This is a genomic window from Paenibacillus haidiansis, from assembly GCF_036553665.1.
GTDB classification, from domain to species: domain Bacteria; phylum Bacillota; class Bacilli; order Paenibacillales; family Paenibacillaceae; genus Fontibacillus; species Fontibacillus haidiansis.
The window spans coordinates 200892-213594 of record NZ_JAZHPZ010000001.1; the positions used below are offsets into that span (position 1 = coordinate 200892).

Annotated in this window: 11 protein-coding genes, 1 pseudogene and 1 other annotated feature; of the genes and pseudogenes, 2 read left to right on the forward strand and 10 right to left on the reverse strand. The window is 52.9% G+C overall.

The window, feature by feature from the left end; genetic code table 11:
- Positions 1 to 215: 215 nt before the first annotated feature.
- Complete coding sequence (locus V3851_RS00965; RefSeq protein ID WP_331844621.1) at positions 216 to 614, reverse strand: hypothetical protein; 399 nt, start codon at positions 612 to 614, stop codon at positions 216 to 218.
- Entirely contained in the window at positions 611 to 1204 is a 594-nt protein-coding gene (locus V3851_RS00970; protein WP_331844622.1) for a CPBP family intramembrane glutamic endopeptidase, read from the reverse strand. The genes V3851_RS00965 and V3851_RS00970 overlap by 4 nt, the downstream gene beginning before the upstream one ends.
- A gap of 114 nt (positions 1205 to 1318) precedes the next feature.
- Here V3851_RS00970 and V3851_RS00975 point away from each other — a divergent pair, with 114 nt between their 5' ends.
- Positions 1319 to 2242, forward strand: a complete 924-nt coding sequence (locus V3851_RS00975; protein WP_331844623.1) for a hypothetical protein — start codon at positions 1319 to 1321, stop codon at positions 2240 to 2242.
- A gap of 162 nt (positions 2243 to 2404) precedes the next feature.
- Positions 2405 to 2641: a binding site (T-box leader), on the forward strand.
- Between the two features lie 230 nt (positions 2642 to 2871).
- Entirely contained in the window at positions 2872 to 4458 is a 1587-nt protein-coding gene (serA, locus tag V3851_RS00980; RefSeq protein WP_331844624.1) for a phosphoglycerate dehydrogenase, read from the forward strand.
- Between the two features lie 79 nt (positions 4459 to 4537).
- On the opposite strand, the gene V3851_RS00985 is transcribed toward serA, so the two are convergent.
- From V3851_RS00985 to V3851_RS01020, 8 genes and pseudogenes are all read right to left on the reverse strand, one after another.
- Positions 4538 to 6016 (reverse strand): ATP-binding protein, encoded by a 1479-nt coding sequence (locus V3851_RS00985; protein WP_331844625.1) that lies wholly within the window; start codon positions 6014 to 6016, stop codon positions 4538 to 4540.
- 1 nt (position 6017) lies between these two features.
- Positions 6018 to 6734: a response regulator transcription factor gene (locus V3851_RS00990; RefSeq protein ID WP_331844626.1), complete on the reverse strand. Its 717-nt coding sequence runs from the start codon at positions 6732 to 6734 to the stop codon at positions 6018 to 6020.
- A 67-nt stretch (positions 6735 to 6801) separates the two neighbouring features.
- A complete protein-coding gene (gene ccsA, locus V3851_RS00995; RefSeq protein ID WP_331844627.1) occupies positions 6802 to 8064 on the reverse strand; it encodes a cytochrome c biogenesis protein CcsA in 1263 nt (420 codons plus the stop codon).
- The gene (gene resB / locus V3851_RS01000) at positions 8061 to 9731 is read right to left on the reverse strand and encodes a cytochrome c biogenesis protein ResB (protein ID WP_331844628.1); all 1671 of its coding nucleotides are present in this window, start codon (positions 9729 to 9731) and stop codon (positions 8061 to 8063) included. The genes ccsA and resB overlap by 4 nt, the downstream gene beginning before the upstream one ends.
- Before the next feature lie 22 nt (positions 9732 to 9753).
- Entirely contained in the window at positions 9754 to 10281 is a 528-nt protein-coding gene (locus V3851_RS01005) for a peroxiredoxin family protein (RefSeq protein ID WP_331844629.1), read from the reverse strand.
- Positions 10282 to 10675: 394 nt separating this feature from the next.
- Positions 10676 to 11395: pseudogene (locus tag V3851_RS01010) on the reverse strand (pseudouridine synthase); the annotation flags it as partial.
- 119 nt (positions 11396 to 11514) lie between these two features.
- A complete protein-coding gene (locus V3851_RS01015) occupies positions 11515 to 12030 on the reverse strand; it encodes a spore maturation protein (protein ID WP_414859253.1) in 516 nt (171 codons plus the stop codon).
- Positions 12031 to 12055: 25 nt separating this feature from the next.
- The gene (locus tag V3851_RS01020; protein ID WP_331844631.1) at positions 12056 to 12688 is read right to left on the reverse strand and encodes a nucleoside recognition domain-containing protein; all 633 of its coding nucleotides are present in this window, start codon (positions 12686 to 12688) and stop codon (positions 12056 to 12058) included.
- Between the last annotated feature and the right edge of the window lie 15 nt (positions 12689 to 12703).

The window sequence follows — 12703 nt, forward strand, 5'->3', positions numbered from 1 at the left end:
AGGAGCGCTCTTACTCGCGGTGCCACCCAACTTATTGCGGCATCATGGCCGCAATCACTTGGCTTCCGCGATAACGGGCGGTCCGATAAACTTAGAGAAGCGGTCATGCTTCTCTTGGCGAATACGCCTCCGAGTTGGATTCTCTTCATCGGCAATTTCTCGTATTTTTGATTTTTCACATTATATCCAATAACTTAAAATAGTGCAACACGTTGTCAAAGACCGTGATTTTGCCCCCACGGCGAATCGCTGATGCCCCACCAGAGCAAAAGGATCATGATGGCGACAAAGACGTACAGCAACGAGTTGAAGAACCAGCGGGTCCATTTTACGCGTTGGGAGGGGAACATCTCTTTGCGTGTCGGCAGTTTGTTTACGTCCAGCTCGGCTTTAGCCTCCGTCCGGGCCTCTTCCGCAAACGGATGGACCTCCGTCACGGAAGCGAATTGAAGCTCCGGTTCAATCCGCTCCCCAATGTCGTCGAGCCCGCCGGCTTCCCGATATGGCTCGGCGGCTTTGCCGCTTCGCCGTTCCCTTTTCGCAATTCTACGTTTTCTGTTGTTTCTGCCCCGTCTTCCGTTGTAACGCTCCGTTCTGCTCAATCTGTCGTTCATGTTTCCCTCCGATACTTGATGGCTAATCCTGAGATGAGGTCGATGAGAAAATGGCATAGGATCGGCGCCCATAGCGTTCCCGTTTGAACATAAATGAAGCCGAGGCCGTAGCTGCTAGCGAATACCCAGCCCGTCGGGAGCCAGTGCTTTAAGTACCTGACATGAATCACCGCGAACAGAATGCTGGTCCAGTAAGGGCCGATCCCGTGCTGGATCGCTCCGCGGAACAGCAGTTCCTCGCAAATGGCAACCAGTAGCGATATCAGCACGATATGCCACAGCGGCCTTGACCGAAACAGCAGCTCGTTGATGCCGCCGTCGTCCAGCGCTTCTTCCAGAACGAATTTGGACAGCAGCAAATCGATCAGCAGCATAATTCCGGCCAGTCCGGCGCCCCAATAGAGAAATTCCGGGCTTTCCGGAAACTTTAATACAGAAAGTGGGTTTCTCTTCTGAAAAAACAAGATGATTAAACCGATAAATAATACAAGTCCTTGAGTTAAGTAAAGATTGATCAGCAGCATGCGATCGTCCAGCTGAGCGGGGTCCACTTTCTGAATCTTCACATTGCGGATTTTGAATTTTTTCATAATTTTGTCAAACCCTGTCCTATAAAGTTATATGAAAATTGTACCAAGGCTGGGCACGCCTTTTCGCCGGATCACTCTCGGACCAAATACATAATGTGCAAGGAGCGCCATCCCATGAAAAGAAAAAAATCATCTCGATTCGAAATCTGGTTCTCTCTAGGGTTTCTTTTCACCTTAGTCGTGGCCTTCGGGACATTCTTTCTCGGGCTGAACATGGGGATCACCCGGACGGAAGCCAAGTATTTGAACTTCAAAGCCTCCGTGCTGCAAATGGAAACCGACGCTTCCTACAGTCAGCAGGATCTGGTCACATTTTATTATGTGGCATTCGAACCCTATCAGCAGTTTAAAGAAGAGTTTCTCGAGCTAAATGATTGGCTGAAGCGCAGCGACAACAGTTTGTCGGCCGCCAAAGCCCTGAAGGATGCGCAGGCTTCCGCCAAAGCCCAATACGAGCTGATCGCCTCCTATTCGGTATCGGACGCTTCTCCCCTGCTGGAGCAGGCGCAAAGCGATATCCTCAAAAGCCTGAAACTGTTTGAAGAAGGCATCGGCCGCAACCTGTCCTTTATCGGAGGAGAAACCGGACCCAAGCTTGTCTCGAAGCTTTCCCAGGACGAGTTTACGGTAAACGCCATCGATTACGGCCTGAAGGCACAGAGCAAATTTTACGCCTCGATCATGAAATGGAACGCCAAGTCGGACAAGAGCATCCCGGACAGTTATTCTTTCCGGAACGACACCACCGTTGCACAATGGCAAGCTTTCACTCTCTCGCAAAAGAACAAAGCGGTGACCGATATTATGTTGAACGGCAAGCTTTATGTATCCTATTTGCCCCAAGATATGACGGCCAAAATCGATCAGATGATCAACAGCGGCAAAGCATCGGCGCTTAAGCTTAATTCTGTGGCTTCCATTGTGAAAATTCTCACAGAAACTGAAGCCGTCCAAAGTAAAGAATTCATCAAATGGAGATCGACGTACTATGCCTCGGAGCTCCTTCCCCTGCTGCCTTTCTTCGGGGAGGACTATTGACGGCAGCCAGCTTTCGTCCGGATCGGACCTCATTCGACATTATTAAAATCATAACCAAAATACCGGCGGGATTCAAGGCCGTAAGGCTTGGCGTAGCGATACGAATGAAAATGTATTGACACCTCTGACGCGTCATGATACATTATGAAAAAATTGATTTTCGTAAAGTCTGTGAAGGAAAAAAAGTCGTCCGGAAGCTCCCAGAGAGCCGGTGGTGCTGCAAACCGGCAGCGGAACGACAACTTTAGCGCTCCTGAGCCACTGCGTCGAACCTGTTGTACAGTCAAGTAGGCGCAGTCGGAGGAATTCCGTTATCATTCCGTCAATTTGACACTGAGGCTGCGTTCTGCGAAGACGCGGCGAATTAGGGTGGTACCACGAACAACTCTCGTCCCTTACTATGGCAATAGTATGCGGATCGGGAGTTTTTTTATTGTCCGGGACTATCCCGGGTCCATCCGTCAATGGCTATCCTCCCGCACGCCCGCCCTTTGGTGCAGTGTAACGGTAATGGAGGAAAGTGATTAAGTGTACGAATGCTTTCAAGGCGGCCAGGAACGCTGGGAAGAGCGCCAGGTTGACCGAAGAAGCAATCTTATATACCAAAATTATTAGGAGGATGGAAATCAATGTTTAATGTGTTAGTTTCGGATCCGATCAGCGACATGGGGATTCAGCAGCTCATGGACGCGGCCGACGTCGCCGTGGACAAAAAGACGGGACTCAGCGAAGATGAACTCGTAGCGATCATCGGCGAGTACGACGGCCTGCTTGTTCGCAGCCAGACGAAAGTCACCGAGAAAATCATGGCGGCCGGCAAAAATCTCAAAGTCATCGGCCGCGCCGGCGTCGGGGTCGACAATATCAACCTCGATGCCGCTACCAAACGCGGGATCGTCGTCATCAACGCGCCGGACGGCAACACGATCACGACTTGTGAGCATGCCTTCGCGATGATGATGGCCCTCGCCCGCCACATTCCGCAAGCGTATGCCAAGACGATTCAGGGAACCTGGGACCGCAAATTCCTCGGCGTCGAACTGCGCAACAAAACGCTCGGCGTACTCGGCATGGGTCGGATCGGCAGCGAAGTCGCCAAGCGGGCGAAGGCGTTCGGGATGGATATTCTCGGCTACGACCCGTTCCTGACGGAAGAACGCGCCGACAAGCTCGGCGTCAAGCTCGCCAGCGTCGACGACATCGTCCGCAACGCCGATTTCATTACGGTTCACACGCCGCTGACGCCGGAAACGAAAAATATGATTTCGCGTCCGCAATTCGAAGTAATGAAAAAGGGAATGCGCATCATCAACTGCGCGCGCGGAGGGGTCATCGACGAGATGGCGCTTGTCGAAGCGATCGATCAGGGAATCGTGGCCGGGGCCGCCTTCGACGTGTTCGAAAAAGAGCCGCCGGAAGCAGATCATCCTTTCTTGCATAATCCGAAAATCATCGTGACTCCGCATCTGGGGGCATCCACCGTGGAAGCCCAGGAGAACGTCGCGATCGACGTATCGGAACAGGTGCTGCACATTTTGCGCAACGAACCGTTCAAAAACGCGGTCAACATGCCGCCGGTAGCTCCAAGCGTCATGAACAAGCTGCAGCCTTATTTCGAGCTCGGCGAAAAAATCGGCCAATTCGCGGCGCAGCTTAACAATGAAGCCGTTCAGGAAATTCATGTCGATTACGCCGGTGATCTCGCCGAGGTCGATACCCAGCCGCTGACCCGTTATATCATCAAAGGCGTGCTGTCCCGCCACTTCGGCGGCGACGTCAACATCGTCAACTCGGTGCATCTCGCCAAAGCGCGAGACGTCAATGTCGTCGTGTCCCAGGCTTCGGCAACCAAAGGCTTCACGAATCTGATCAGCGTGACGCTCAAAACCCAGGACGGCGCGGAACGCCGGATCGCCGGCACGCTGCTGAACGGATATGGCGCACGGGTGGTGCAAATCGATAAATTCCCGGTCGACATCGCGCCGGAAGGCCATCTTATCTTCATCTCGCATAACGACAAACCGGGGATCATCGGCAGCGTCGGAACGCTGCTCGGCAAGAACGACGTCAATATCGCGTCGATGCAGGTCGGACGGAAAATTGTCGGCGGAGAAGCCATTATGGTGCTTACGGTCGATAAAGAAGCACCGAAGGAAGTATTGGACGATTTGACGAAGCTGGCGGAAATCAACAAAGCGCAGCAAATCGCATTTTAAAATTTGTTTCACGTTGAACAAGATTTATCTTCCGGGTTCAACAAAAAACACCCTTTTTTTAAAGGGTGTTTTTGTCTTTTTACGATTCTTGCGTGCTTTCGACAGGGAGCAGCAGATGAAATACCGTTCCTTTGCCGATCTCGCTGTCGGCGTAAATCGTGCCGCCGTGGGAATCCACGATGTTTTTGACGATCGCGAGCCCCAGGCCCGTCCCCCCGCTCTCGCCGCGGACACGGGCCTTATCGGCTTTATAAAAGCGGTCAAACACAAACGGCAAGTCATCGGCGGGAATTCCTACTCCGCTGTCCTTGATCGTGACATGCAGTAAGGCGCCTTCCGAGCGGTCTTCTTCCGGATTCGCGCCGATGACGATCCTCCCGCCTTCCGGCGTATGCCGGAACGCATTGTCGAGCAGATTGGTCAGCACCTGCTCCAGCCGATCCTCGTTGGCCGCATGCAGCACGAGCGGGTCACCCTGAAGCTCGAGCTTCAGCGCGAGATTGTTATCCTTGGCCCGCACCTGGAATTTACGGTACACCCGCTCGGCCAGTTCCCGGAAATCCACCCTGCGCATCGGCATATCGGTGTGACCGGCCTCCATCCGGGCGAGATCGAGCAAATCGCGAACCAGCCGCCCCATCCGCAGCGATTCGTCGTGGATGACCTGCACCAGCTCCGCGCTCTCCTCAGGAGAGGAAGCCATGCCGTCGAGCAGGGCCTCACTGTACCCTTGCATCATCGACAGCGGCGTCCGGATTTCGTGCGATACGTTGGCGACGAAGTCGCGGCGCATTTTTTCGAGCCGGACCTCTTCGGTCACATCACGCAGCACCGCCACCGCCCCGCGGATTCCCCCGTCCGAAGCGAGGGGCGCCATATGCACGGACCAAACGCTCTTTTTCACATGGATATTCGTGCTTTGGTCCGTCTCTTGATCCAGCACCCGGCGGAATATTTGCTCGAGAGGCCGCGGAACCTTCTGCAGGGATCCTTGAGCGTTCTTCCCGGATTCCAGGAATATCGCCGTCTCCCCCGCTTCCTCCATACCTTCCTCATCCGGCAGATCGCCCCATAACTTCAGCACGCGCTCCCCCGGCGGATTGGTCAGGATGACATAGCCGCTCACGTCGAGCGTAATCACGGCGTCGTTCATGCTGCGGAGTACACTCGACAAATGCTCCTTCTCATGCTTCAAGCTGCGGATCGTCCGCTCCAGCTCCTCCGCCATATGATTGAACGTATTGGACAGAACGCCGATTTCGTCGCTTGTCCGTAAGGACAGCCGGGTATCGTATTTCCCTTTCCGAATGGAATCGGCCGCCTGGATCAGCCGCTGCATCGGCTGAGTAATTTTGGTAAATAAAAATAAAGCGAAAAACGTCGTGAGCGAGAAACCGATCATGGAGACGATGACGAACAATCTTTTGATCGCTCCGGCGTTCGCGAAATTCATATCGATATAGGGAAGAAAGAACAAGCCCACGGAAAGTAGTACAAACGCAACCAGACAAATAATCGTGATCCACAGCTTTCCGACCAGCGTTCTTAAGAAGTTCACTTTATTTCGCTACCTCCAGCTTATAGCCCACGCCCCATACTGTCGTGATCATGGCCGCGGATTCCGGCGACACCTTGTTCAGCTTCTCGCGGAGCCGCTTGACATGGGTATCCACCGTACGCAAATCGCCGAAAAATTCATAATTCCATACATCCTTCAGCAGTTCTTCACGGGAGAACACCTTGTCCGGGGACACCGCCAAATAGTGCAGCAGTTCATATTCCTTCGGCGTCAGGCTGACTTCGTGTCCGCTCGCCGTAACCCGGTGGGCATCGTGTTCGATAACGAGATGCGGGAACACGATATTGTTGCTCGTCCCGCTTTCTTTGGTCAAATATGCCGTGGCCGAAGCGCGGCGCATAATCGCCTTGACCCGGTATATGACCTCGCGCGGGCTAAACGGCTTGACGACGTAATCGTCGGCGCCGACTTCGAAGCCCTGTACGCGGTTGATTTCTTCCCCTTTCGCCGTCAGCATCAGCACCGGCGTCGCCTTGACCTGTCTCAGGCGATTGCATACTTCGATTCCGTCGATCCCCGGCAGCATCAAATCGAGCAAAATTAAGCCGTAATCGTTTGAGGTCGCTTTTTTCAGCGCGGTTTCCCCGTCCTCGGCTTCGTCAATTTCGTATCCTTCCTTTTCCAGGTACATTTTGAGCAGACGGCGAATGCGCTCTTCATCGTCAACTACCAAAATGCGGTTTTCTTGATCTGACATCGACAACAACCCCTTCATCATCTTACGCTGAGCCTGATTTTGTTCATCAATTGTTTACATTATATCATTAGTCGGTACCCGCATAGGAATGCAACCCCGCAATGATCAGGTTGACGCCCACGAGGGTAAACATGACGACCACGAATCCGAGTACCGCAAGCCAGGAAGCCTTGCGCCCCTGAAAACCGCGCGACAATCGCAGGTGCAAATAGGCGCTGTAATACAGCCAGGTAATGAGAGCCCATACTTCCTTGGGATCCCAGCCCCAGAACCGTCCCCATGCCTGCTGCGCCCAAATCATCGCGAAGACGAGCGCTCCCAGTGTAAAGATCGGAAACCCGATGGCGATCGCCCGGTAGCTGATCTCGTCCAGATCGTCCGGATCGATGCTCCTTAATGCCGGAGCCAGCAGTGCGCCGAGCGGCCGGCGGAGGATCAGCCGAAGCAATAAGTAAATTACCGCGCCGAACAGCACGGACCACAGCACCGTATTGAGCTGGCGTCCCGCATGCGCGCCCTTCATCCAAACCGGGGCTTCAAACCAAGGCCGGTCCATGCCGAGAAATGGCTGAACTTCGACGGCCTTGCTGTCATGGGGAGCCACGATCGGCGGTAAATTGTACACTTCTTGTTCTATTGTACTATCTTGCTCCAGTTTTGTGTCAATATTTGTCGCATTTTGAACAAATACGGCTTCATATCCGGCAGCCCGGAATGTGAAAACCGATACAATAAAGCCCACTACTATAATAATAGAAAAAAGCGTAAATTCAACCCACCATTTTTGCCGCCGGGCCTGTTTGTCATTGGCTCCGAAGTCGATGCTCCGCAGCAGGTACATAAGACCGGCCGCGAAGCCCACCGCGAAGAAGGATTCCCCCGTCGCCGCTAAAGTCACATGGATATATAGCCAAATCGATCTCAAGGAAGGAATGAGCGGCTGAACCTCCTGCGGAAATACCGCAGCATACGCCATAATAATAATGGCGATCGGAAGCGCGAACACACCGAGCAGTATTTTGCGGTAAATAAGAAACACGACGGTAAAAGCAACCATAATCATCATGGACAAAAAGCTCATGAATTCGTACATGTTGCTTACCGGAATATGTCCGCTGTAAGCCCAGCGCGTTCCGCAATAAACCAGATGCGAAAGGAGCCCGAGCGAGGAGGTCGCAAAAGAGATCGTTCCCCACTTGCGTTCATGCCGTTTGGGATCGCGGTTTCTCCAGGTTTTCCCCGTTACGGCGACCACGTAGAAAATAAAGGACAAACAATAAAAATAGAACGCGATTACAAAAGCCTGCCTACTGATCTCCAAGAAATTCATGACCGGTTCCCCCCGTTATCCAATTGCTTCTCGTCGACTTCGATACCCATCGTTTTCAGAAATGAAGCGACCTCCCGGCGCAAGCCGAACCAGTTCTTGGCCGTATGTCCGCCAAGGGTCAATATTCCGTCGTCGATTCGCAGCCAAATCCGCCGGTGATGCCAGTAAAAGCCCATAATCAATCCCAGCATAACGATGCCTAGCCCCAGCCATATGAAAGGCATAACCCGGTCCACACGTATATTCAGGTAGCTGGAGGACGCAATAAAATCCACATCCTCCATCGCCAGGACATCGAGCGACAGCGTGTTCTGTACGCCGCCCAGCTTGTCGTTGATCGCATCCTGCTGGAAGCGCTCCTTATCGACCTGTTTCGGAAAATATATATATTGGCTGCCTTCCGCCGGCAGATCCGGGCCTTTAATCAGGAACAAAAACGCCGGAGCGTTCGGATCCTTGGATTTGGATACCGGCTGGCCCTGCTCATTCAGCGAAAAGTCCATGAATTTGTTCTTCAGTTCAAGCGTATAAGGTCCCAGCGTAAACTGCTGCTGCGGGTTCGTCATATCGAGCCGGAACTTCCCGTATTGCTCTCCCGTCTTCACATTTACCAGCGCGGGCGTAACTGAGCGCAGCTTCGGGGTCAGATCAAAATCGAACTGGTATGCCTTGAAGCCCTTATAATTCAGCGGGTCGTTGACCCGGATATCATGGCGTTCAACCTCCTGCAGCACCGGCTCTTTGGAAGGGTCGTCGCAATCCGCCGTACATTCGTAAAGCACCGCTTTGGTCTCGAACAGTTTGGGTACGATTTTGCCGGTCTCCCGGAATTCTGCGGACATTTCTTCCTCGGAGTAATATTCGACGGTGAACTTTTCGTTCTTCAAATAAAGATTGCTGTCGGGGATTTTCGTGATTTCCCCTTCCGGAAACCAATAGTGCTCGTCGATATTGAGCCCCGGCAAGCCGCGAAACAGCACCGCCAGCAAAAATATGATCAGTCCGATATGAATGACGTAGGGTCCCCAGCGGCTGAACCGCTGCTTCTCCGCCAGCAGCGCGTCTCCATCCGTATGGACGCGGTACCCCTTTTTCTTTAGCGGCTTGACGGCCCGCTCCGTCCAACTTGCTCCATCTCCTTCCACCGGGCCCTGGTACACTACCTTTTGCCGGGTCAGAAACTGCAGATGCTTGCGAACCTTTTGCTTTGAAAGCGCTTTGTAAAGCGGAAGCACCCGGTCCAGACTGCAAATGACGAGCGAAGCTCCGATCATCACGAGCAACAGGACGAACCACCAGGATTCATACGTATGGGAGAGCCCGAGCTTGTAATAAATAGCCCCGATCGTTCCGTACTTTTCTTTGTAGAAGGTTGACGGATCGAAATTGATAAAATTGCTTTCCTGTTCGAAAATCGTCCCCAGACTTGCACCGATCAAGGTGATGATAATCAAGTAGATGGCAACCTTGACCGAGGAAAAGAAGTTCCAGATTTTGTCGATGAAATTCGGGTTCGCCCGCTGCGACCGCCGGGCTGCGCCGTCGTACCGCATTTCCAGCAGCTCGGTGGAATTCGCGTGCTCGCCGAGCGGTTTGCCGCAGGCCTCGCAAAGAACCGTTCCGACACGGTTTTGGTGGCCGCATTCGCATTTCGTATTCGTAATCAAAATAGAAGTCCCCCCGTCTTCATCAAGGACTTAGCAACTGCCTGATTTGGTCATTCAGCGTCGCCAAATTCAGCTCACCTTCATGAATGGAGGCGATTTTGCCTTTCGGATCGACGAAAAACGTCGTCGGCATCGGCACTACACCGTAACTCTGCACCGCTTCGTTGTCGGAATCGTACAGAACCGGAAAATCGACGCCTAGCTGTTCCGTAAAATTGCGCACCGTCATCTCGTCTTCGCCCGTATTGATTCCGAGCACCACGACTCCCTGATCGCGCCACTTTTGCCACTGTGCTTGAAGCGCCGGCATTTCGCTGACGCAGTAAGTGCACCAAGTGGCCCAGAAATTGATGACTACAGCTTTTCCTTTATATTCTTCCAGAGTATGTACCGAACCGTCGAGGCCGAGCAGCTTGATCGCTGGAGGTTTATCGCCCACGGCCGGCTTCCCGCTTCCCCCGCCGGACACGGCCGCACTGACTGCGTAACCGCCGAGGATGACGATAATAAACAAAATGATGATCTGCACAGGGCGTCTCGCCTTCCCCATGATCCCCTCTCCCCTCTATGACTATTGTCATATTCAATGGACAAAACGTGAACATCCTATGAACATTATAACGAAAATTGCCACAATTACAGCGGGGAAAAATTTGAATATTATGTGTCCTTATCATTATATAATAATTTCATTTTTCTGCAATTTGCTGCCGCGAATGGCAAAAGCCGCCTGGTTTGTTAGGCGGCTTTAAATCGTTGGCATTATTTCTTTTTTAACGTTTTGATGATTTCTTCGGTTTAGCCGCACTTCCGGTCGAATCTGCCCTTCTTACCGGCTTGGCTTGTTTAGCCGGTTTAGCCGTTCTGGCAGGTTTCGCAAGCTGAGCCGGTTGGGCTGAATTTGCTGGCTTGGACGGTTTGGTCGTTCTTCCCGGTTTACCGGCGTTGTTGGCCTGTTTAATTAGGCCCTCCACCTCTTCCTTGGTCAAATGCCGGTAAATTCCCCTTTTCAGATTCCCCAAGTAAAGATCACCGAAGGAAATCCGTTTCAGCTTGACGACAGGGTGCGAGATCGCATCGAACATCCGGCGCACCTGGCGGTTTCGGCCTTCATAAATGGTGATGGAAATCGTCGACTGCTTGCCCTCCGGATCGACATCGTGGTACTCCGCCTCGGCTGGTGCGGTCATTCCGTCTTCCAGCATGATTCCGTTCTTTAACTTGTCCAATTCGGTTCCGTGCGGAACTCCCTTCACGGTGGCCAGATAGGTTTTCGGCACATGATGTTTCGGATGGGTCAATAGATGGGCGAATTCCCCGTCATTGGTCAGCAGCAGCAAGCCTTCGGTATCGTAATCCAGGCGGCCCACCGGATACAGCCGCTCGGTAATCCCCTTCAGATAATCGGTGACGATTTTGCGGCCCTGCGGGTCGGAAGCACTCGTGATCACGCCTTTCGGCTTGTTGAACACAATGTAGACTTTCTTCTCCGCGCCGATCGCTTTACTGTTCACGGTAATCACGTCCACAGCCGGATCGGCCTTCGTTCCGAGCGTAGTCACGGTTTCCCCGTTGACCTGCACTTTCCCGCTTAAGATCAATTCCTCACACTTGCGGCGCGATGCAACTCCGGCCCCCGCCAATATTTTTTGCAATCTTTCCATGTCTCTAGGTCACCTCATACTCATGATACCCATAGGGGAACAAAATCACAAGGAGGATCTGTGCGAACGAAAAATCGGCAGAATAGTCGTTTATGTATCAAACGGCAAAGGAAGACGGTTTATCCGAACAGGAGCAAACATACGGTAATAGCTGCTATAAAACCGACGAGATCAGAGAACAGCCCTACCTTTAAAGCGTATCTGCCGTTTTTGACCCCGACCGCCCCGAAATAAACCGTAAGTACGTAAAGGGTCGTATCCGTGCTTCCCTGAATCGTCGAAGCGATGCGCCCGATCATGGAATCGGGACCATATGTCTTGATTAGGTCGGTCGTGAAGGCGAGCGAGCCGGTCCCGGTGAGCGGGCGGAGAAACCCGAGCGGGAGCACCTCGGACGGAACATGCAATCTTTCCATAAACGGCGCGATCAAGCCGACGAAAAATTCCAGCGCTCCCGAAGCGCGGAATATGCTGATTGCCACCATCATGCCGACCAGGTTCGGAATGATGCCAATCGCGGTGGAAAAGCCGTCCTTCGCTCCCTCGACAAACGATTCGTAGACGGGGACCTTTTTGAAATAAGCATATAAAGGAATAAATGCGATCATAATTGGCACGGCCCATGCCGACAGCATATTTACGAGATTCAACAAGGACGGATCACCTCTTCAGCGGTAAACTGGACGCGGCAGGAGGCAGGATCGGTGGCTTTGTCCGGACATTGCGTCTTCGATACCAGCGGTCCGCCACAATCGCGGCCGCGGTGGCGATGGCTGTGGCTAGCAGCGTCGAGCCGACGATTTCCGCCGGATTGGCCGAGTGGAAATTCAGCCGGATCGCGATCAGCGTAGTAGGAATCAGCGTGATGCTAGCGGTGTTTAGGGCCAGCAGCGTGCACATTGCCGGCGAAGCGGTCTCTTTGTCGGGGTTCAGTTCTTGCAGTTGCTGCATCGCGCGGATGCCCATCGGTGTCGCCGCATTGCCGAGTCCGAGCAAATTGGCGCTCATATTGGATAATATAAAGCCCATGGCTGGATGATTCTTGGGTACATCGGGAAACAAGTATGCGACGATCGGGCCGAGCAGCTTCGAAATCGCCTTTACCAGGCCGGCTTCCTCCGCCAGCTTCATAATTCCCAGCCAAAATACCAGAACGCTGATCAGGCCGAGACAAACCGTGACTCCCGTTTGCGCCCCTTCAAAGGCGGCTTGCGTTACGACATTAATATCCCCCTTGAACGCGGCGAAGCCAAATCCGATGATGATCATGGCCAGCCAAATTTTATTGACCATCTCCCATGGCCCTCC